Below are 19,482 nucleotides of genomic sequence, written 5' to 3' on the forward strand. Positions count from 1 at the left end.
TGCTCCTCACCAGAGGCCGATCGTGTTGGGTAGCGAGTATCCGGTCGGCGCCCGGCCGGAGCCATTGACGTAGAGACTGCCGCTGCCGCCGGCGCCGCCGATTCCGATGTAGCCCATGGGCGGTCCGCCGCCGCCGAAGCTCAGCTTCGGGCAGGAAAGACCGCCGCCGAGATTGCCGCCGAAGTTGAACGCGCCGAGATTGAAGCCGCTCAGCGTGATGCCGCATTGCGCGCTACCGAGCGCCTTCTTCCAGGCGTTGGTGACGGCGTTGCAGAGCTGGCCTTCGATGGCGTTGAAAAGATTCGTCGGGTCGAGGAGATTGACCACGACATTGAGGCCGACGCCCTTCAGAATGTTGTCGAGACAGGTGAGCGACTTGACGGTTTGGGGCGGTGCAATGTCCTTGTCGTCCGCAGCGATGCGCGCCGACGCGGCGCTGGCGGCCTGTTGGTAGAGCGTGCCGCAGGCGCCGGCGGAACCGGACGGCGGCGCGGTTTGCGCGAGGGTGGCGGTGGAGAGGGCGATCGAAACGGTCGCCGAGATGATCGTTCGTTTCATCGATAGGATTCCCGTTGATAGAATTTGTCTCGATGGCGCTCCATCGCGCAGAGGGCGAGAGAGCGAATGCGAAGTTCGGCAGTGATGCGACGAAGCAGAGCGTTTCTGCTCGCAAAGCGTGTCGCTCTACGGATCGCGTCGGAGGCGTCTCCCACCTCGGGCGCGAAGAGAGCGACGAGTATCACCTTGCGATTCGGCTTGTCGGGCTCCGTCAACCAAACGAGCAGGCGGAGGAGACGCTCGCTCCCAAGCTGCGCGAGCACGGACTGGAACAAGGTTCGAGCTGGATCGGTTCGAATGCATCGCGCGAGACCTGGCGGGTCGAACGCCGCGGCGTCGTCCAGGGCGACGCCGAGAGCGACGACCGCCGACTCGACGGTCGGATCCAACTCGGCGCGACGAGCCACCTCGGGCAATTCGCTCAATAGATCGAGCTGGCTCGGATCGAGCCAGCTACCAGTTTGGGTCGTGACGAGATCTGGCATTCGGCCTCCTTTTTCCGCTCGAGGCAGGATCGAAGCGTTGTGCGCGAATGACGAACGGATTTATCGATGGGTGATGGAAACGACGCGCTCGCGGACGATTGCGCGGAGACCGAGCGGACGGATCGCGTCGCGGAGCACGCTCGGCCATGCTCGTCCGCCGCGCCAATCGACGATGGCGTTTCGATCGGCCTCGTGGGTGAAGCTGACTTTGATCGGCGCGGGGACAATTTGTCGCACCGCGAAGGAGAGAGGTATGGCCGTCCCGAAACCTCGCGCCAGCGGACGCTTTGGCGTGGAATGGTCTATTTTGGTTTTCTTCGACGGCGAAGTCGCCGGGCGTGTGGGCGTCGGTGGGCGCTGCGGGGCTTCGGTGGGCGTCGTCGCCGAGGAAACCGGCCCTTGTTCGGTTGGAAGCAAGGAGAAATCGGCTTTCGCAGGGTCATGAAGACATATTAAAACCAGGGTCGGGCAGATGCGCAGGATCGTTGAGGCTCGCATGGGGAACGTCTCCGTTGATCCGGGGAGCGTGCGAGCGGTCTGCGCGAATGACCACGGTGAATCGACGATCTCGACGCGGGTCTGCCGCTATCGGGAGATCGATTCTGGAATCCAGATCATTTGGGACGCGGAATTGTCGGCTGCGTGTACTAGTTGCCAGATATGAAGCACATCGAAAAAGTCACCGGGGAGAGACGAGGCGCTGGGCGATGGTCAAGAAAAAAAAGGAAGAGCAACAACCAGATGACAAAGAGCAGGAGGAGAATAGAGACGAGTTCCTGGTGGCGATCGGAGAGCGAATCCGGGCTTTGAGAACGTCGCACGGGTGGACGCAACGCACGCTCGGCGATCGATGCGGCATGGCTGCGACCGCTATCTACCTGATCGAAAAAGGAACGCAGAACAGCTCTCTCACGACGCTGAAAAAGGTGACTTCGGCGTTGGGAGTGACGGTGGCAACGGTGCTGCCGGAGGCTGAGAGGGGAGTCGAAATGTCGTTTCGACTGTCGGAAAATTTGACGAACAGATCGGAAGAGCTGCTGGAAACGCTTCGCTCTCGCCGCAAGTCCGTGGACGCTTCGTTCGAGGAGATCGAAAAAAAGGTTCTCGTCTACCTTGAGCTGATGAAGGACCTGGAGGCCCCGAAATAGCATCTGACAACAGCGTCTAATATATGGTGCGTTGACGCTCTTGTTAAACGGTGTTATCGGTCTGCTTCGGTGAGAGCCGGAGCAGACGCCATGCTCGATTGCGACCGTTCATTCGAAACATCCATTTTCAAAGCCACGCCCCATGAGGCGGGATTGCTTTTGGCGCTATTGGGCCGCGAATTGGCCAGCGCCGAAGGCCTCATCGACGGAATGTTGCGCGTCGGTCTCGGCGTCGACGCCATCGCAGCCTATTTGGGCTGTGCGCGAACAACCATCCTCGACGAAATCTCAGACCGTGGGATTCCCATCGGCCTGGCTCAGCTCGACAAGCCATTCCGGCCGCGCAAGAACGCCTGGCCGCTGATGGATCACACGCTGTTCATCGTCGGATGGACCTGCGGCGTGCAAATCCCGGCTTTGGCCGAATTACTCGGGCGTTCCGCGGGTTCGCTCTATGGAAAGCGCCGTCGCATCGGCTTGCCGACACGTCGTGTGGCGACGGCGGAGGGCCGCAGGAAGCCCAAGCAGCCAAAGAAATCCAGCGCCGCATCGGCGACGACGCCCGATGCCGCGTCCTTACCTGCGACGACAAAACGGAAGCGAACACGTCGTCAGCCGTCCCCCGAAGCAGTCGCACTACCGACGCTGGATGCGACGTCGGAAACACTGCAGACGGCGCCGGACGTCTCATTGACGACTATAGTTTCTCCCGCTCGCCTCATGGCCGAAACGGCTCCGACGACTGAGGAAATACCGGCGCCGCAAGTGAACCCGGGGGACTCGTCACTCGCCACGTCTCATTCCGATCGCCCTTCCGAGCCCCAAATCGAAGGGCCGCTCGCCGGCGCCAAAGAGAAAAACCAGCGCACTTCGCGACAAGCGAAGCCGTTGACATCGTTCGCCGAGACGCATCCCGCGTGGCATGCCGCGACCGAGGACTTCAAGGCTAACTGGCTTCCGCATGATGTGGCGATCATTGGCCGTCCCGCCATCGAAAAGAAAATTCGTACGGCTGTCGGGATACTGGGCGGAATGAGTAAGGCCGCGATCAAAGCTGCGACGGGACTGACCCTTCCATGCATAGGCAGCCATGTGTCTCGGATGCATCTCAGCTCGAAGGGCGCGACCAGCTCCACCTTCGATCGGCAGCGATACGAGGACGCCTTGAAGGTGCTGACCCCGAAAGCGGGCGGCGTGTCGCGGTGCTTGATATTCCGTGCGCCCGGAGACCATCGCCCCAACGTCGTGGACGAGAGCAACGAAAGAAGACGAAAAGCAGCGATAGGAACGATAGGAAAGATCGCGAAGCACGCCGACGAATTCGTCGAGGAGAAGCTGAAACACGAGCCGTGGTGGACCGGGATCGAGGTTCGCAACGGCGTGCGCTTGTCCGCCGTTCCCAGCCTGTCGAAGCAGTTCGAGTTCACGATATAGACTTCGTCTGCGACAGCGTCCCGATAAAGCTGACTTCGCTTGCACGCACTCTCCTGCGCGAACGGTAAGCGCTACGCGTGACCCGACGGCGCCGTGACGCACGTCCCGGGAATCGCCGCGCGAACGTGTCGCTCGATCTGGACGATTGCGACGATTGCGACGCAGCGTTTCTAGGCGCATCGCCGTAGCGCGCGCTTCGCGAGAGACGTCGACGTCCCTCGTCGAAAATTTGCGGATACACAATTTGTCGCTTCAAATTCGCACGCACCCTCTCGATGATCGTCGACGTCAAATCTTTTCGAGAGGGATGGTTTCATGCAAAACGAGCACGCCGCGATCAACCGCCGATTGTCCGATCCGGATTTTCAGGCGTCTCTTCTATCGAGGTCCATCGGACTCGCGCTCGGACTGTCGCTGCTGACGACGGTCTTTATCGCGCATGACGTGTATCTGTGGACGCATCCGCCGACCCCGAAATATTTCGTGATCGACGGACGGAAAACGCGCGAGGTCACCGCGCTCGACACGCCGATCGTCGACGACGCGCAGCTGCTCGATTGGTCGACGCGCGCCGCGCTCGCGCCTTACAACATCAACTACAATGATTATCCGCAGCAGCTCTCCGCTGCGAGCCGGAAATTCTCCAAGCGCGGCTGGAACAGTTTCGCCACCAGCGTGATGGACACCAAGAATTTCGACACGATGAAGCGGTCGATGCTGCTCTGCTACGCGCAGGCGCAGCGCGCCGCCGTCATCAGCGAAGTCGCCACGATCGCGGGCGCGCTCGCCTACCGCATCCAGGTTCCGATCGTTCAAACCTGCCAGAACAGCCAGCAGAACATCACGCAAAATCTCGTGATCAAAGCGCTCGTCACGAGAACGAACGAGGAGGATCGCCCGGACGGCTTGGAGATCGACGAGCTCGTGGCGGTTCGCCAATAGCAACGAGGGCAAAAAGATGCAGCACAAGCGAATATCATTTGGCGTGGCGCTCGTCCTATTGGCGAGCGCTTCGCCGTGCCTGGCGCAACAATCGGCGGGCCTTCCTGGAACTGCCGATGGCGGAGGCGTGCAGGCGACGGGGACGGCCGATCGCGCCGCGAACATCATTCCCCTGACGCCCGGAATGATCCGGGATCTGGGCAAGCGCTTCGGCGACAACAAGCGTGCGCAGGAGCAGGCGACGACGGAGTTCGCGGCGCCGGCGAGCCGGCGCGTCAATGTGTCCTTCGCGCCGGGGCAGGCGGTCAACATCATCCAGACGGTCAAGGGCTATCCGACGGCGATCTCTTTCTTCGACCGCACCGGCGAGCCATGGCCGATCCAATGGGACACGAACAGCAATCCCGCGGCCGTGACCGACGGCGGGAATTGCAACACGGGCCAGAACGCCAGCGGTCCCGCGGTCGCCGCTACGGGCTTTTATGTCTGCACGCCGGCCAAAGGATCGAACGTCCTGGAGATCACGCCGATGTCGCTACAGCCGCGCGGCGGTCTCGTGGTGACGCTGCAGGGCGCTCCGAAGCCGATCAGCTTTCTGTTGATCGGCGGCGGCGGTCGCTACGACGCCGATATTTCGATCCAGGTGGCGGAGCGCGGCCCGAATGCGAAGGCGGGGACCGTGCGCGCGAGCGCGCCGGATACGGCCGCCCCGTTCCTCACCGCCATGCTCGACGGCGTTCCGCCGGCCGAAGCGACCCCTATGTCGGTCCGAGGCGTCTCTCCCGACGAGCTGCGCGCCTGGCGGCTCGGCGATCGCGTCTATCTGCGCACGCGTCTCACCTTGATCTCCCCGGAGTGGACGGCGTCCGAGGCGGCCGAAGGAGGCCTCACCGTCTACCAGCTTCCCGCGACGCCGGTCGTGCTGCTCTCCCATCAGGGACGCACCGTTTCGGCCTCTTTGACGGAGGATTGAATGTCCGAGCTGTTTTCCAAGATCCCGCTGCTGTCGCAGATTCGCGAGTTCAATCGAGGCGGGCGGGGCGGCCCGGCTCGGATCGTCACGATCGCCGTGGTCGGCGTGTCGATGACCGCGCTGCTCGTCGGCGTCTCTTCGATCTCACATCCGACTCTCCCCGAGTCGTCGGTCGCCAAAATGCCGGAGGTCGACCCGCTGCCGGGCGGCATGCACAGCAATCCTGCGCAGGACGCGCTGCTGAAGCGTCATGCGCAGAGCCAAGCGGACAAAGCGCTCGCGTCGGGGGAGTCCTATACGCCGCCTTTGCCCGCGGCCGCGCCGCTGCGGCTCGTCGATCGGCGTCAGCCCGAGGAGATCGCCGCGTCGGAGCCCCCGCCCGAGCCGGCGGTGGTCCCGATTCCTGAACCAGCGCCGATTTACGTCCCTCCCGAGCATCCACAGGAAGAGGCTCCGCGTGTGGAGCAGATCGCCGCCAGCGAGCCCACGAACACGAACGCCAGCGCTGGAGTGAACGACGAGCAATTCAAGCAGGCTGTGAGCGATCTGTTCAAGCAGTGGGAAGGACGGCCACCGCGCACGGATCTGGTGTTGGCGCCGGCGACGGATGTTCGAGACGATCTCGCGCCGGGGCAGGGCAACCGCGTCGAGCCGCGCGCCACGAGCGCGCGCTCGGCGCCGCCGGCGCAACAACAGCAACGCGCGGCGGAAAACGTCTTGGTCCCGGCGGGACGCGGCGTCTACGCCCATACGGTGCTCTCGGTCAATTCCGACACGGGAGGGCCGATCGTCCTGCAGGCGGACACGGGACCGCTGGCGGGCGACCGAATGATCGGGACCTTCTCCAAGAACCAGGCGGTCGGCGCGCTGTTCGGCGACACCGAGCGGCTCATTGTCCGGATCAATTCGGTCGAGCACCACGGGCAAACGATAAACGTGCAAGGCCTGGTGATCGCGCCGGACAGCATGGAGACCGCCGTCGCGACCAGCGTCGATCAGCATTACATCGAGCGCTTCGCTCTGCCGACGGCGGCGGCCTTCGTCGCCGGTCTCGGGCAGGCCATCGCGCTGTCGAACTCGACGATCGGCTACACGCCGTTCGGAGGCATGATCCAGAGCTACGGCAAGCTCAATTTCCGAGAGCAGGCCGGCATCGCCGGCGGCGCGGCGGCGGCGCAGATCGGACAGACGCTGCAACAGCAAACGCCGAAGGGAGCGACCGTCTTTCTCGCCGCCAATGCGGGCGTCGGCGTCATCTTCTTGTCCAATGTCGTCGCGGCGCCGGAGACAGCGAGCGTCGATCCCGCGAGTCTCAACACGAAGTAGGAGAAGACCGATGAGCGATGTCGCCGCCAATCTACATTTCGTCGAACGCGACGAAGACAAAGGGCTCGCGCTGGGCCTACCGGAGTCGGACGTCGAGACGGCGCCGAACAAGCCCGCGTCCGAGGTGGACAAGGGTTCTGACAAGCAAACGCTGGCCGCGTCGATCGCGACCAGCTTCGCGCGCATCCGCACGAAATTCCTCAGTCCCCGAGGAAAGCCCATCGACGCCGCGGCGAAGGAGGAGCCGCCTCTCTCGGGAACAGGCGCCGACACGGACGTCGATCCGAACGCCCCGCGCGTCGCCGAGGCTGATCCGGCTCTGCGCGCCGCAGAAAAGAAGTCGCGGACGAATCTCTTCGATCCGTTCGACCGCTACAAGCTCGTGACGTCGGTGTCCCTCGCGGCTCTCGGCGTCGCGACCATCACCGCAGTCGCTCTTTTGCCGAATAGCGGAGCGGTCGAGGGCGGGGTGATGGAGAAAGGCGCCGACGCCGGGCTCATGGCGCCGGCGTCGAAGCTCGCTTCCGTCCCGCCGAATGAGCGCGGCGAGCCAATCTTGGAAATTCCCGCGGAGTCCCCTCCTCAGAGGATCAAAGAGGAGGTCAGGGCGTTCTGGACCCCCGAGGAAGTTCGCAAGGCGTCTACGGGACCGCTCACGGCGCCCGCGCCCGCCGCCGCGTCGCCGTCCGTCGTCTCGGAAATCGGCGTAAGGCCGCCGCCGACTGCGACTCCCGAAGGCCCGAAAGCCGCGCCTGTCGTCGCCGCCGTCGTCGCCGCAAAGGCGACCGCTGCGCCGCCGCCGGCGCTGCCCGTTTCGGTCGCCGCCCCTGTCGCTACCGCGGTGCCCGCCACGGCGAGCGAAGCTCCCGCGAAGGCGAGGGAGGAGGGGATCAAGCGCTTCGCGTCATTGCCGCCGGACGCGCCCGTCAAGGCGGAAGAGAAGCAGCTGGAGATGGAAACGAGACTGTTCGGCATGATCACCGAGCTCTCGACACTGGTGCGCCGCACCAGGGAGGAGATCGCCACTCTGCAGGACAGCGACAAGAGAGCGGCGCGCGCGATCGAGGCGAAGCTGAACGATTTCGAGCGCCGGCTGAACCTCGGCGAGGCGCAACGCTCGCTCGACGCGGCGAAGGCCACGCCGACGTCTCCGCCGGAACCGGCGAGCCCGCCGCCCGCGGCGCCCGCCGCGCGGCCGGCGACGGGGATGAAAGGCGTCGTCCCGGCGTCGCTGTCGACGAAGAACGAGCCCGACACTCCCACACCGCCCGCCCGATATCGCGTGCAGGCGGCTTCGCCGGGCCTCGCCATGTTGGCCGAGCTCGATCGCAGTGGCGACGAGATCGCCCCGTTGCAAATCGGGATCGGAGCGCATGTGCCGGGCTATGGGCGCGTCACCAAGATCAGCCAGCGCGGAACAGAATGGGTCGTGCAGACGGAGAAGGGGCCGATTCGCTGAGCGGGTCGGCTTCGAGGCATTGGGTAGAGGGGGCTGAACGTGCAAGGATTGGTCAACTTTGCAGGAGAGATCGGCAATGCGATTGCGACGCTGTTGCCGACCTTTTGTTATCTCGCGGCGCTCGGACTGTTCATGTCCGCAGGGTGGGGATTTTGGACGCAGGCGCAAAGCCACAATCCCTATCGCGGCCGTCCCTGGGTTCCGTTCGTGGCGCTCGTCCTGTCGGGCGCATTCGCCTCGTTTCCGTCGATCCTGACGATGGCGAACAATACGGCGGGAACCAATCTGCAAGTGTCGATCGGCGCCCTGACGAGCTACACGGCGCCGACCGTCAACGGAAATCTCCTGGGACAGACGCCCGGCGACGCGGTCGTCAATGTCGTGACGCTGTTTCAGGGGTTCTTTCAGGCGGTCGGCGCAATGTCCTGCTTCTTCGCGATGCTGACCTGGAATGCGGTGATCGCAGGCCGCAGCAATCGCAGCCCCGGCGGCTGCGGCGTGCAGTTCGTATTCGGGATCATGCTCATCAATGTCGTGACCGTCGCGACATGGCTGGTTTCCGTATTTCGAACGTGAACCGTCGAGTGCGTCCGTCGATTTGAATTCGCGACGCAGGCGCCTTTGATCCGAAACCTCAACAGCGCGGAGAAAACATCATGCAGATTGTCGAGAAGCTGAAGCAGCTTCCAATCGTGATCACCTTGGTCGGTTGGGCGTTGTTCTATTCGTGGTTGTTTTCGATGGCGGGTCTCGGATTGTCGGTCACGACGGTCCTCGATCTCGCTGAGCGGCAGGAGCTGGTGGTGCGCTTCGCCATGACGATGAGCTTTTATCTCGTGCTAGCGACGTTCGTGAGCTGCGCTGTCTATCTGTTCGTGTTCGCAAGTTGGGCGCGGCACTTTCTCTCCCATGCGCGTCAATACCGGCTCGCCGACATCGCAATGGTTCCGGCTGTCGGCGTCTGCCTCGCCGGAGTGAGCGCGCTTTTCCTCGGAGGCCCGCAATGAGGCTGTTCCTCCATCGCCTCGCGGCGCCAGGAACAACCATTTGCGAGAAGGTCGCGAAGGGTTTGTTTTGGGGGATCGCGATGAACCCCGGCGTGTGGGTGTTCGTGATCGCTTATCTCTGCGCTCGGCAGCGATAGGCGAAAAAAAATATTTTCGGCGCGCGAACGCGTCGCTCGATATTCGCACAGCTTCGTCCAAATCTTTTTTTCGAGGGCGTGAGGCGCTCTCTCAATCGAAGGAGATGAACTTGCACACCATCGCCAATATCAAATCCCGCGTGTCGTCCCTGCTCGCTGGCGCGGCGCTCTCCGTTTCTCTCGGAGAGACGACCGCCTTTGCTCAGGCGGCTGGCCAGACGCTCGGCTCGCAGGTGCAGAGCATTTCGAAGGAGTTCTCGACCGCCGGCGGCTTCGCGGGCTCGACCGCTATGTATGTCGCCGCTCTGGTGACGTTCGTGGCCGGCGTTTGGTTTCTTTGGCAGTCGCGTCAGCCGGAGAACCGCGAGAGCGGGAAAGTCGCCGCCGGTCTCACGGGTCTCGTGCTGACCGGCCTGTTCGTCGCCGGCGGCTCGTGGATTCAGAAGGCCTCCTACACGACCACTGGCGCGGGCGCGAAAGTGACCGACCAGGCCGGCGTCATCACCTTCCAGTGACGCCCAATGCTCTCCTGTCCCGCGCCGGCGTAACGCGGCGAGGGGCAGGGGAGAAAAAGGTCCTCGCCGGTCGTTCGGTCGTAGAACCGAAGGCCGGCGAGGACGCTTCGATCTCGAAAATCGGCGCGCCGCGATGCTCACTCTTTCACTATCGCCTATGGAACATCGCTCCGCGTCCTCGAAAGCGGGCCGTGTCGTCATGCGCGACATTTGCCCGCATTGTGGAAGCAGAATCGCGAGCTGGACCGAAGACCTTTCGGAGACGTGCGGCGCGTGCTGCGCGCTGTGCGGCCTCTCGCAAAACCTCGATCGACCCGAGATCGATCGCGAGGCGGTGCTGATCTGGTTGCCGGAGTTCACGCAAGGCGCCGTCAATGCGCTCGTGCGTCGCGTGCATTCCTCTTTCGCGAGACACGGGAAAGCCGTGTCGTGGCCTCTCGATCCCCTTCCCGCGAACAGTCCCGAGGATCTGCTCGCCGCGAGTTCGGCCTATGCCGCCCTCGTCGAGCGCAGTGGAATCGCGAAGCAGCGCCTCGGCACGTCGTCGCCGCGCGATCTCGCCGAAGCTCTGTCGTTCATTTTGCCGAGTTCCTACGCCCGTCGCCACGAGCTGCTCGGCGGCGCGCGCTTGCTATCGCTCGGACGCTTTTTTGTCGACGGCCGCGACATTTATCCGCGCTTGCTCGTCAAGGAGCGGCTCGCATCGATTTTGAGGAGTTAGAAAATGCTCCATTGGATTTCCCGCGGGCTCGCCGCAGTGTCGTTGATGGCCAAGCAGCCCCTCGCGAGCTTTTGCGAAATCGAAGCCTCGCATGGCGATGCGCTCGTCACCAAGCACGGCGATTATGTGAGCTTCCTCCGTCTCGGCGGCATGCGCCGCATGTCGACGCGAGCCGATATCGATCGCCTCGCCAACGCCATGCGCATCGACATCTCCGGGACGTTGGAGAACAGGGGACATGCGATCGTCGGATGGTACGCCTCCGATCCCGATCTCGCGGCGGTCGAGATCGAGCGCGTCAACATGTCGGCCTGCCGGGAGATCGCCAAGGAAATCGGGCTGGAGCTCAGCGACATTTTCGAGGAGCGCAAAAAGCTCTGGACCGGCATGATGCGCTGGGAGGCGGCGTATTTCATCTTGTGGACGCGCGCGACGACGCTCACCAAGGAAGAGCGCAAGCAGATGAAGGAGGAGCAGGCGGCGCTCGCCAAGAAATGCCCGAACATCGGCGACGCCCAGAAATTCTATCTTCGCAGCGAAGTCATGGCGGCGCGGCACACCGGCTTCGTCTCGCGCGTCGTGTCGTCCCTGAAAGGACTCGATGTCGCCGCGACGGAAATCTCGGCGCATGATGCTCTCGTCGTCGCACGCGAGGCCATGTATCGCGAGACGGTCGGCTCCGCCTGGCGTCCGACCCTGGTCGGAGACGCCTTTCGTCCGCGCTGGCCGGATGAGAAGGATGAGCGTCCGATCCTGGAAACGCTGATGTGGCCGGCGATCCGCGATTTCTTCTTCGACTCCGACGCCGTCGTCCATGACGGGCAGAGGGTGGAGATCGGCCTCTATGATTACGGCTGCGTCGATATGACGATGGGGCCGGAGGATCCGCGGCCGTTCGTCGAGCTGTCGTCACGGCTCGGGCAGGATCGCGTCCCTTGGCGCGTCTCCTTCGTGATCGAGGGCGGCGGCAATTCGGACATGCTCCTGAAGAGCGCCGGCGCGCAGTTCTTGTGGATGTTTCCCGGCAACCGGGACATCACCCGCGCCTTCGAGCTTTTGAAGCGCGAGCGCGAAAACAACAACCATATCGCCGTGCGCCTGCGGGCGTCCTTCGCCACCTGGGCGCCGTCCAGAGAAGTCGGCAAGCTCCGGTTGCGGCTGTCGACATTGAAGCAGCGCCTCGAGGCCTGGGGCAATTGCCGGGGCACGACCGTCATCGGCGATCCGCTCGACGGCGTCATGAGCAGCGTGCCGGGATTGGCGCTGGCATCCACGGCGCCGCCGTCGGTCGCGCTGATCGGCGACGTGCTGACGATGCTGCCCTGGGGACGAACGGCCTCCCCCTGGGACCGGGGCAGCGTGCTGTTCCGCCAGCCCAACGGCGCCATGTGGCCCTACGACCCATCCGGCGGCTCGAAGCGTCCGCAGGTGCTCGACACATTCGTCGCGCCGCCCCGCTCGGGCAAATCGGTTCTCGCCAATACGATCAACCTCGGCCTCTGTCTCAGCTCCGTCGCGCTCGGCGCGGTCGGCGCGAAGCTGCCGCTGATCGGCAAGGTCGATATCGGCGATTCGGCGGAAGGCTTCGTGCTGCTCATTCAAGAAGCGCTCGGACCGCAACGCCGGCAGGAGGCGATCTACACGCGCATGCAATTCGCGCCGGGCTTCGAGTTCAACGTCTTCGATCTGCAGGTCGGCTGCGAATATCCGCTGCCGCTCGAAAAGGCCTTCCTGCAGAATTTTCTCGCGCTGGTCACGCTGCCGCCCGATCAGAGCACGCCCTTCGAGGGCATGAACCAGATGATCGGCATCGTCATCGACGAAGCCTATCGGCTCTGCACCGACGTTCCGGGCGCGTCCCCCAAGCGCTATCGGCGCGGGATCGAGCCGCTCATCGACATCGCGATCAAGCGACACGGCGTCGATCTCCACCAGGACGAGCCACATTGGCGAGACGTGGTGACAGCTTTGTGCGCGGTGGGAGAATATCGTCTCGCGGAAGTGGCGCAACGGCATGCGGTTCCGGTGCTGGAGGATCTGGTCGGGGCCGCGCGAACCGACCAGGTCAAGGACATGTTCGGCAAGCTCACCATCGCCATGACGGCGGAGCAGGCCTCGGACCTCTTCGAGCGCTACATCTACGACGTCATCCGCAAGTTTCCGACATTGAACAGCCCGACGCGGCTCGATTTCGGGGCGGCGCGCATCATCGTCATGGATCTCGCCGAAGTGGCGCCGACCGGCTCGGCGGCGGCCAATCGGCAGACCGAGATGATGTATATGCTCGCCCGCCACATCATCGCGCGCAACTTCTTCCTCAAGCCGGATTACCTGCCATTCGTGCCGGAAGATGCGCGGAGCTTCCACCAGCCACGCTTCCAGGAAATCTACGAATCGGTGAAGCGGCTCGACTATGACGAATGGCACCGCACGCAAGGCAGTCCGCAAGTTCGCGCGCAAGCCGAGCTCGATGTGCGCGAAGGCCCCAAGCACAATGTTCAGCTCGGCTTCGCCAGTCAGCGCTTGAGGGACATGGGCGACGCGATCGTCAGCCAATCGACGGGACGCTTCGTGCTGCGGGCCGGCGACGACGCGGAAGCCGAAGAGATCGTGCAGCGCTTCAATCTCTCCGAAGCGAGCGCCGACATCGTCCGCCACCGCCTTCATGGACCCGGTCCGGCCGGCGCGCCGTTCCTGGTGGTGCTGCAAGCCGATAACGCGAAATATGAGCAAATGCTCGTCAACACGCTCGGGCCGATCGAGCTGTGGGCACTTTCGACGACGCCTGGCGATAGAGCGCTGCGCAATCGTCTCTATGACCGCATCGGGTTTCGCGAGGCGCTGCGGCGTCTCGCGAAAATATTCCCGGGCGGGTCGGCGGAAAAAGAGATCGAGGAGCGCAAGGCCAAGCGCATGCGCCGCGGCGAGCTCGACGCGCGCGCGGAGACGGGCGTCGTCGACGAATTGGCGGACGAGCTGGCCGACGCGCGCGGGATCGGCGCGAAGCTTCGATATGGCGATAGCGGCTCTGAGTTCAACGCGGCCGCGGCTCGATAGCGTCGCGCAATTCGTTTCGCGCGTCGGAGAATTTGAAATTCGCGCAGAGCAGGGGAATCGTTTCGGCCTGATTTCGTGATCGAGGAGCGTCGCCATGGCCAGCTTTCGCGTCCAGCTTCGTCCCAATGGTGTCGTCATGTTCGGCTCGGGGACGCGCGACGTCGCTCGAATGGAACATCGCGGGGCTCTCGATCTCGAAAGCCTCGCGATCGCCGAAGAGGCCGAGCTGCGGCGTCTCATCAAAGGTCACGACAAGCGACCGACACTTCATCGTCATTCGCGCCGACGCCGAATAGCGTGATCGCGCAAAACTTTCAGGAGCTGATCACATGAGCGCTCTCCATCCATATCGCGTCCTCGTTGTTCTATTGGCAATGGGCTCTCTCGCGTGCTGCGCGCATGATGTTCCGACGACGGTCGACACCGCAGGCATGCCGAATGCGGAGATCGCCCTTCGGCGCAGCGTCGACCATGTCGATAGCGAGATGGGAGAGCTCGGCCGGATGCGTCCGGCTCCGCGCCAAGGGCCGGCCGTCGTGCCCGCCGAGCTGCAGAAGATCGTCACCTTCGAATGGGAGGGACCGATCGAGGGGGCGGTCGAAAAGCTCGCTGGCGAGGTGGGATATGAGGTCGTCGTCGATTCCGCCTTCAACGTCCAACCAGTGTCGATCGGCGTCAAAGCCGGGCCTCGTCGCGTCTACGAGATTTTCCAGGCCATCGGCCGCGCCGCCGGCGACCGCGCGACCGTGCAGGTCGACGCGCAACATCATCGCATACAGGTGATCTATCATGTCTAAGCCCGCGCTCCGTAAGTTCGTCTCGACATTCCTGGCCTCGACCCTTCTCGCCTCCGCGGCTTTCGCCGAAGGGATCAAGGTCTATCCCGTCCCTCCGGCCCCTTCGCCCGCGGAGATCGACGCGGCGGCGCATGTTCTCGGCAATCCGTTGAACAAGCCGATCACCGGAGCGGCGCAGGAGCCTGCGGTCGTCGGGGGCGAACGTCCGCCGTCGCTCGAGGCGCTGCAGGCGGTGCGCGCCGGGCGCGGCGATCCCGGGCTCGGGCTGGAGCCGGGGCGCGAGGACACACTTTATTCGGCGGCGCTGAGCTTCGGAGCGCAGGGCGGCCTCGCAGCGCGGTCCTTCGCGATCAACGACATGCTGCGCCGCTATGAGGCGACGCTCGACAAGAGCTATGATTTCAGCTCGGTGGTGCTGCCGCTCGGCGGCGGCCGGACGCTGATGCGCCCGCCGGTCGTGACTCAGGGACAGCTCGCCTTCGCGCTCGGGGACAATGCGCAGGTCGCTCGCGAAACCGACTGCGTCTATCAGATCACGCGCGAAGCGCAGCTCGCCTCCGCCCCGCCGAATTGGCGCGCCTATCTCGTCCGCAATTGGAAAGCCCCGACGCGGCCGCACGACGCGGTGCTGCCGCGCACCGAGCAGGAAGCCGCCTATTGGAACAAATGGGTGGCCGAAGGGTGGGCGCAGGGCGAGAAGCAGGCGGTGGAGATTTTTCTCTCCGACCTCGGTCGCCTGCAGCGCGACATCGTCGGCATGGCCCGGTTCCGCGTGCTGTTGCGCGCGGGTCTCGTGGAACACCCGAAGGTCGCCTTCCAGAACAGCATCGTGAACGGCGGGCGCGACGAGCTTCGCGCCGGCGATCGGATCGTCCGCATCACCGATCAGCCCGGCCTGCAGGCCGACGCGCGCCGCTGGGCGCCCAAGCGCCACGGACCATGTCCGAAGTGAGGGGGAGGTCCTTATGGTCGACGAATATTGGAATGGCGCAGGACTTCGCTGGGTCGCGGATCCGCGAAAGAGCGCGCCCGGCCTGGATTCGCTTCTGACCTGGGCCTATCGCTCGGGCGCTTCGAAAGTCTCTTTTCAAACGGGGCATTGCCCGCGGCTGAGGATCTACGGCCGCAATCGCAGGGTCGGAGATGGGGCGGACGAGGACGAGGCGATCGGCGATACGACGGTCGACGAGGCGGAGATCGCACAGATCGTCAATCATCTCTACGGCGCCGACGGCATGGCGCATATGCAGGGCGGCGGCGAGCTCGATACGACCTATGAGATCGCCTTGAGCCGCACCGAGCGGCTTCGCTACCGGCTCAATGTCACCTCGACGCGCAGCAGCCGCAGGTCCGGCGTCAATATCGTGCTGCGTCCGATTCCCGGATTGCCCCCGTCGCTGGAAGAACAGCTCGTCGAGCCGGGGATCATGGAGGCGTTTCGTCCCCGAAACGGCATGGTGATCGTGTCGGGCGGCACGGGTTCGGGAAAGTCCACGCTGATCGCCGGCATGACGGTCGCAAAGCTTTTCGACCCGGATGGGCATTACGACATAATCGAAGGCGCCGCTCCGGTCGAGTTTTTGCTCGATCGCGTCAAGAGCCCCAGCTCGACGATCAACCAGAGCGAGATCCCGCGCGATCTTCCGACTTTCGAACTGTTCATTCGTGGCTGCATGCGACGCGAGCCGACCGACATCATCGTCGGCGAGTGCCGCGATTCCGTGACGATGAGCGCCGCCATTCAGGCGGCGATCTCCGGGCATACGCTGACGACGACGATCCACGCCAATGACGTCGCGCTGACGATGCAGCGCATCGCGAGCCTCTGCCCCTTGGCCGAGCGCGAGAATTTGATCAGCGCCGTCGCGCAGTCGCTGCGGCTCGTCGTCAATCAGAGGCTGACGCGGTCTCTCGACGGAAAGCGCACGGCGCTGCGCGAGTTCCTCGTGTTCGATCGCAAGCTCCGCAATCGCTTTTTGGAGACAGACCCGGCGCAATGGCCGGGCCTGACGCGCCGCGCCATCGAAGAGCAGGGACAGTCTTTTGCGCAGGCGATCGACAGGGCCTTGCGGGATGGCCGCATCAGCGAGGAGACGGCGGCGCACGAATTGAGGGAGGAAGCCTGATGTGGCGAAACACCGCTCTGCCGACTCGTATCTTGTTTCTGGACGGGCGAGCCTGCCTGCCCCTGCTGGTCTTCGTCGTCTATTGGAGCTGGCTCACTTTCTACATTGCGATCGGCGGCATGACCTTTTTCATCGTCGTCAGCTGGGCGGGCCTCACCGTGTCGTCGGTCTTGCGGCTCCTGCGGCGTATGCTGATCGGGCCGGTGCGAACCGCTGTTCCGACCTGGAAGCGCAGGAGGGCGGCATGATCCTGGATATAGCGGATGTCGAGGCTGTGCTCGAGAAGCTTCTGCGGAAAGGCGCGCGGCCGGTGCTGTTCGAGGACGTGACCATACCTTTCGACGTCGCCGCCGCGGCGGATGGATTGCTGCCCCTGTTCCTGCTGACGGGGGAAGCCTTGTGGCGGGAGGTCAAGGGTGAGGGTTTCGGACTGACGACGCAGCCCGACGAAGGCGCTCTCCTCGGCTATCGCCTCGCCATGATCGACGCCGGCTCATTCACAATGGCGATGCTGGCGACGATGGAGGCGATCTCGCAGGCCTGCGGGCCGAACGGGATCGTGGTGGAGAAGCTCGGCGATGTCTGGTCGGCGTCGAACGAACGCGTCGAGGCCGACCAGCGAGGGAAGGAACAGCGCCAATGAGACGGATTTTCATGACTCTCGCCTTCTCGCTCGCCGCCGCCGCGGCGCCCGCGCGGTCGGCCGACGATCTGGCGAAAGGGAATTACGTCAAGGCGTGCATCGACGCGGCCGCGCACGCCCATTCGATCCCTCCCGAGGTTCTGCTGATCCTTCTCAACGTCGAGAACGGGCGGCTCGGCGCCGTCAGCCAGAACACGAACGACACCGTCGACATCGGTCCGATGCAGGTGAACCAGATCTGGGTGCCCAAGCTCGCCGAACATTGGCGTGCGTCGCGGGAGGCCACCTATCGCGCTCTCCGGGATGAATTCTGCGCCAATGTCGAAGGCGGCGCCTGGATCCTGCGACAGGCGCTCGACGAGGCGGATGGCGATCTCTGGGAGGGTATCGGGCTCTATCATTCACACAATGAACGACACAAGGCCACCTACCGCCGCCTGGTCCTGGCGCAAGGCCGGCGTCTGCAACGCGAGGCCGTCGCAGAGACGGGCTCGACAGAGAGAGGCGCGGCCGTCACCCGAGGAGCGAGGTGATGTCCATGTCGCACGCGTCACAGGGCAATGTGAGCGACGGCGCCGCGTTCTTGATGAGCGTCGCCGTTTTCGTCGTCGGGGTGGGCTTCGGCGGCTGGTATCTCTGGGAGGAGCAGCACGCCGCGATCAGCGCGATCGTCATGCAAGGCCTGCACGGCCAGATGAGAGTCATCCATCTGTTCACGGATCGCTATGACGTCGCCGACGCCCAGCTTCTCGCGACCAATCCCGCGACGGTGAAGTTTCCGCAGCTGCTTCGGCTCGCCCGCGAGATCGGGCGCTTCTTTCTCCTCCCCACGATGGGCCTCGTTCTGGCGCTCGCCGCGGTCTGCGCGAGTCGCGCAGGGGCGAAGCGCTTCTCCCGGCCGCTCGATCTCGAAGCTTTGATGCGCGAGCAGCTTCGATCCTTTCGGACGCCCGCCGCCTTCGTGCGCAGACATTTGGGGCTGGTCGACATCGACCCGATAAAGCCGCGTCCCGCAGATCGCGCTTTGACCCGCGCCGAATGGATCGAGCGCTGGGCGACAGACGACAAGGGCGCTTTCAATGCGGCAGGGGCGCGGGCGGAGCTGACGCGCCAGCTCGGCTCCGCCATGCGCGACCCGGCAGAGGCGCCGCCGCATGTTCGCTGCCTATGGGCGGCTTTCGCGCTGCATCGGGCGCGGCGCCACGATGAAGGGCGGCGCTTTCTGGGCGATCTCTCCTCGGCGCTGGGGGCGACGGGCAAGGAAGGCCGGACCGGCCCCGATCGCGCCCTCGCATTCCCGATCGCCCTCGTCGAGCGAGCCGATCATTGGCTGGACGACAGAGATTTGCGCTTTCCTTTGGCGGAGACGGCCAGGGCGCATGGCTTCACCACCACGGCGACGATGAGCGCCCTCCTCGCCGCGCGCAGGGAAGGCGGCGTTCTCCCGCCTGCGGACTTCGGATTCTTGAAGCTCGTCGATCGGCGGCTCTTCTACGCGCTGCATTCCCTGGGCTTTCCCGCCGATATGTTCGACCCGCTCCTTCACCCGACGCCGCTCATCGAAGCGATCGGCGCGCGTGACCATTGGGCCGCGGAGCGGATCGCTGGCGCTCCGTTGCGCGTCGCCTCGATCGATAATGCGCTCGCGGCCATCCAGAAGCTCTGACGCGCCTTCTCATTCGCGCAGAGCGCCTCGACCATGCGTTTTTAGGAAGAACCGAGGAGATCATGATGGACGAGGCGATTTCCACTGACGAGAAAAGAATCGTTTTCGAGACGCCGCACATTCACATCGACCTGCATGTGCATTTGGACGGCCCGCTGGGCGCCCCGGTCTCGGCGGACCGGCGAGCGCCGATCGCCGTCGAGACCGGCGGAACGAGACGTTCTCTGCTCACGACGCTCGTCGTCGCATTCGGCGTATCGGCGGTCGCCTTTTTGGGCTTCCGGGCGGGGAGCGTCTCCTCCGAGCAAAAGCCGCTCGGCGCGAGCCGAGTGGCTGCCTCGCCGGACGCCGCGTCGTCGGTCGCGCCATTGCCGGACGCTCTCGCGCGCGACCTGCAGCGGCCCCCGCAGATCACGCCCGCTCCGGGGACGCCGGCGGACGCGGGCCGATCCGGTCCGGCCGCCTTCGGCCTGCAGCAATGACGCGAG

Annotated in this window: 22 protein-coding genes; 20 read left to right on the forward strand and 2 right to left on the reverse strand. The window is 64.3% G+C overall.

Going from position 1 to position 19,482, the window contains the following annotated elements; translation table 11 throughout:
* Positions 1-6: 6 nt before the first annotated feature.
* A complete protein-coding gene (locus tag GYH34_RS19640; protein WP_142864574.1) occupies positions 7-558 on the reverse strand; it encodes a hypothetical protein in 552 nt (183 codons plus the stop codon).
* 32 nt (positions 559-590) lie between these two features.
* On the opposite strand from GYH34_RS19640, the gene GYH34_RS19645 reads away from it, so the two are divergent.
* A complete protein-coding gene (locus tag GYH34_RS19645) occupies positions 591-986 on the forward strand; it encodes a hypothetical protein (RefSeq protein WP_161915298.1) in 396 nt (131 codons plus the stop codon).
* A 117-nt stretch (positions 987-1,103) separates the two neighbouring features.
* On the opposite strand, the gene GYH34_RS19650 is transcribed toward GYH34_RS19645, so the two are convergent.
* A complete protein-coding gene (locus tag GYH34_RS19650) occupies positions 1,104-1,541 on the reverse strand; it encodes a hypothetical protein (protein WP_161915299.1) in 438 nt (145 codons plus the stop codon).
* 209 nt (positions 1,542-1,750) lie between these two features.
* Here GYH34_RS19650 and GYH34_RS19655 point away from each other — a divergent pair, with 209 nt between their 5' ends.
* The 19 genes from GYH34_RS19655 (at position 1,751) to GYH34_RS19745 (ending at position 19,476) form a co-directional block, all read left to right on the forward strand.
* Positions 1,751-2,191 (forward strand): helix-turn-helix transcriptional regulator, encoded by a 441-nt coding sequence (locus GYH34_RS19655; RefSeq protein ID WP_159729435.1) that lies wholly within the window; start codon positions 1,751-1,753, stop codon positions 2,189-2,191.
* Positions 2,192-2,281: 90 nt separating this feature from the next.
* Positions 2,282-3,625 (forward strand): hypothetical protein, encoded by a 1,344-nt coding sequence (locus GYH34_RS19660; protein WP_142864577.1) that lies wholly within the window; start codon positions 2,282-2,284, stop codon positions 3,623-3,625.
* A gap of 315 nt (positions 3,626-3,940) precedes the next feature.
* The gene (locus tag GYH34_RS19665; protein ID WP_142864578.1) at positions 3,941-4,567 is read left to right on the forward strand and encodes a DotI/IcmL/TraM family protein; all 627 of its coding nucleotides are present in this window, start codon (positions 3,941-3,943) and stop codon (positions 4,565-4,567) included.
* Between the two features lie 16 nt (positions 4,568-4,583).
* Positions 4,584-5,540, forward strand: a complete 957-nt coding sequence (locus tag GYH34_RS19670; RefSeq protein WP_161915300.1) for a DotH/IcmK family type IV secretion protein — start codon at positions 4,584-4,586, stop codon at positions 5,538-5,540.
* Entirely contained in the window at positions 5,541-6,866 is a 1,326-nt protein-coding gene (locus tag GYH34_RS19675) for a DotG/IcmE/VirB10 family protein (protein WP_161915301.1), read from the forward strand. It begins immediately after the preceding gene.
* A gap of 10 nt (positions 6,867-6,876) precedes the next feature.
* The gene (locus GYH34_RS19680; RefSeq protein WP_161915302.1) at positions 6,877-8,325 is read left to right on the forward strand and encodes a hypothetical protein; all 1,449 of its coding nucleotides are present in this window, start codon (positions 6,877-6,879) and stop codon (positions 8,323-8,325) included.
* Between the two features lie 39 nt (positions 8,326-8,364).
* Complete coding sequence (locus GYH34_RS19685; RefSeq protein ID WP_142864697.1) at positions 8,365-8,901, forward strand: hypothetical protein; 537 nt, start codon at positions 8,365-8,367, stop codon at positions 8,899-8,901.
* An 80-nt stretch (positions 8,902-8,981) separates the two neighbouring features.
* A complete protein-coding gene (locus GYH34_RS19690) occupies positions 8,982-9,332 on the forward strand; it encodes a hypothetical protein (protein WP_142864698.1) in 351 nt (116 codons plus the stop codon).
* 241 nt (positions 9,333-9,573) lie between these two features.
* Positions 9,574-9,984 (forward strand): hypothetical protein, encoded by a 411-nt coding sequence (locus GYH34_RS19695; RefSeq protein ID WP_142864699.1) that lies wholly within the window; start codon positions 9,574-9,576, stop codon positions 9,982-9,984.
* Positions 9,985-10,183: 199 nt separating this feature from the next.
* Positions 10,184-10,705 carry a hypothetical protein gene (locus GYH34_RS19700; RefSeq protein ID WP_161915303.1) on the forward strand — a complete coding sequence of 174 codons (522 nt, stop codon included), beginning with the start codon at positions 10,184-10,186 and terminating at the stop codon, positions 10,703-10,705.
* Between the two features lie 3 nt (positions 10,706-10,708).
* Positions 10,709-13,762 carry an ATP-binding protein gene (locus tag GYH34_RS19705; RefSeq protein ID WP_161915304.1) on the forward strand — a complete coding sequence of 1,018 codons (3,054 nt, stop codon included), beginning with the start codon at positions 10,709-10,711 and terminating at the stop codon, positions 13,760-13,762.
* 329 nt (positions 13,763-14,091) lie between these two features.
* On the forward strand, positions 14,092-14,559 hold the full coding sequence (locus GYH34_RS19710; protein WP_161915305.1) for a DotD/TraH family lipoprotein: 468 nt from the start codon (positions 14,092-14,094) through the stop codon (positions 14,557-14,559).
* Positions 14,552-15,511, forward strand: a complete 960-nt coding sequence (locus GYH34_RS19715; protein ID WP_161915306.1) for a type IV secretion system DotC family protein — start codon at positions 14,552-14,554, stop codon at positions 15,509-15,511. The genes GYH34_RS19710 and GYH34_RS19715 overlap by 8 nt, the downstream gene beginning before the upstream one ends.
* Before the next feature lie 13 nt (positions 15,512-15,524).
* On the forward strand, positions 15,525-16,685 hold the full coding sequence (locus tag GYH34_RS19720; RefSeq protein ID WP_161915307.1) for an ATPase, T2SS/T4P/T4SS family: 1,161 nt from the start codon (positions 15,525-15,527) through the stop codon (positions 16,683-16,685).
* Entirely contained in the window at positions 16,685-16,933 is a 249-nt protein-coding gene (gene icmT / locus GYH34_RS19725; RefSeq protein ID WP_159729461.1) for an IcmT/TraK family protein, read from the forward strand. Before GYH34_RS19720 ends, icmT begins: the two co-directional genes overlap by 1 nt.
* Positions 16,930-17,328 carry a hypothetical protein gene (locus GYH34_RS19730; RefSeq protein ID WP_161915308.1) on the forward strand — a complete coding sequence of 133 codons (399 nt, stop codon included), beginning with the start codon at positions 16,930-16,932 and terminating at the stop codon, positions 17,326-17,328. Before icmT ends, GYH34_RS19730 begins: the two co-directional genes overlap by 4 nt.
* Positions 17,325-17,861, forward strand: coding sequence for a lytic transglycosylase domain-containing protein (locus GYH34_RS19735; protein WP_161915309.1), 537 nt, complete (start codon positions 17,325-17,327; stop codon positions 17,859-17,861). The genes GYH34_RS19730 and GYH34_RS19735 overlap by 4 nt, the downstream gene beginning before the upstream one ends.
* Positions 17,861-18,994, forward strand: a complete 1,134-nt coding sequence (locus GYH34_RS19740; protein WP_244635432.1) for a hypothetical protein — start codon at positions 17,861-17,863, stop codon at positions 18,992-18,994. Before GYH34_RS19735 ends, GYH34_RS19740 begins: the two co-directional genes overlap by 1 nt.
* Positions 18,995-19,056: 62 nt before the next feature.
* Complete coding sequence (locus tag GYH34_RS19745) at positions 19,057-19,476, forward strand: hypothetical protein (RefSeq protein ID WP_161915310.1); 420 nt, start codon at positions 19,057-19,059, stop codon at positions 19,474-19,476.
* Positions 19,477-19,482 lie beyond the last annotated feature (6 nt).

It is taken from the genome of Methylosinus sp. C49 (assembly GCF_009936375.1).
Taxonomy (GTDB): Bacteria; Pseudomonadota; Alphaproteobacteria; order Rhizobiales; family Beijerinckiaceae; genus Methylosinus.

Excerpts from the sequence above, each read along its gene's own strand:
- GYH34_RS19640 (WP_142864574.1), bottom strand. The coding sequence starts at position 558 with ATGAAACGAACGATCATCTCGGCGACCGTTTCGATCGCCCTCTCCACC.
- GYH34_RS19645 (WP_161915298.1), top strand. The coding sequence starts at position 591 with ATGGCGCTCCATCGCGCAGAGGGCGAGAGAGCGAATGCGAAGTTCGGC.
- GYH34_RS19650 (WP_161915299.1), bottom strand. The coding sequence starts at position 1,541 with ATGCGAGCCTCAACGATCCTGCGCATCTGCCCGACCCTGGTTTTAATA.
- GYH34_RS19655 (WP_159729435.1), top strand. The coding sequence starts at position 1,751 with ATGGTCAAGAAAAAAAAGGAAGAGCAACAACCAGATGACAAAGAGCAG.
- GYH34_RS19660 (WP_142864577.1), top strand. The coding sequence starts at position 2,282 with ATGCTCGATTGCGACCGTTCATTCGAAACATCCATTTTCAAAGCCACG.
- GYH34_RS19665 (WP_142864578.1), top strand. The coding sequence starts at position 3,941 with ATGCAAAACGAGCACGCCGCGATCAACCGCCGATTGTCCGATCCGGAT.
- GYH34_RS19670 (WP_161915300.1), top strand. The coding sequence starts at position 4,584 with ATGCAGCACAAGCGAATATCATTTGGCGTGGCGCTCGTCCTATTGGCG.
- GYH34_RS19675 (WP_161915301.1), top strand. The coding sequence starts at position 5,541 with ATGTCCGAGCTGTTTTCCAAGATCCCGCTGCTGTCGCAGATTCGCGAG.
- GYH34_RS19680 (WP_161915302.1), top strand. The coding sequence starts at position 6,877 with ATGAGCGATGTCGCCGCCAATCTACATTTCGTCGAACGCGACGAAGAC.
- GYH34_RS19690 (WP_142864698.1), top strand. The coding sequence starts at position 8,982 with ATGCAGATTGTCGAGAAGCTGAAGCAGCTTCCAATCGTGATCACCTTG.
- GYH34_RS19695 (WP_142864699.1), top strand. The coding sequence starts at position 9,574 with ATGAACTTGCACACCATCGCCAATATCAAATCCCGCGTGTCGTCCCTG.
- GYH34_RS19700 (WP_161915303.1), top strand. The coding sequence starts at position 10,184 with ATGCGCGACATTTGCCCGCATTGTGGAAGCAGAATCGCGAGCTGGACC.
- GYH34_RS19705 (WP_161915304.1), top strand. The coding sequence starts at position 10,709 with ATGCTCCATTGGATTTCCCGCGGGCTCGCCGCAGTGTCGTTGATGGCC.
- GYH34_RS19710 (WP_161915305.1), top strand. The coding sequence starts at position 14,092 with ATGAGCGCTCTCCATCCATATCGCGTCCTCGTTGTTCTATTGGCAATG.
- GYH34_RS19715 (WP_161915306.1), top strand. The coding sequence starts at position 14,552 with ATGTCTAAGCCCGCGCTCCGTAAGTTCGTCTCGACATTCCTGGCCTCG.
- GYH34_RS19720 (WP_161915307.1), top strand. The coding sequence starts at position 15,525 with ATGGTCGACGAATATTGGAATGGCGCAGGACTTCGCTGGGTCGCGGAT.
- icmT (WP_159729461.1), top strand. The coding sequence starts at position 16,685 with ATGTGGCGAAACACCGCTCTGCCGACTCGTATCTTGTTTCTGGACGGG.
- GYH34_RS19730 (WP_161915308.1), top strand. The coding sequence starts at position 16,930 with ATGATCCTGGATATAGCGGATGTCGAGGCTGTGCTCGAGAAGCTTCTG.
- GYH34_RS19735 (WP_161915309.1), top strand. The coding sequence starts at position 17,325 with ATGAGACGGATTTTCATGACTCTCGCCTTCTCGCTCGCCGCCGCCGCG.
- GYH34_RS19740 (WP_244635432.1), top strand. The coding sequence starts at position 17,861 with ATGTCCATGTCGCACGCGTCACAGGGCAATGTGAGCGACGGCGCCGCG.
- GYH34_RS19745 (WP_161915310.1), top strand. The coding sequence starts at position 19,057 with ATGATGGACGAGGCGATTTCCACTGACGAGAAAAGAATCGTTTTCGAG.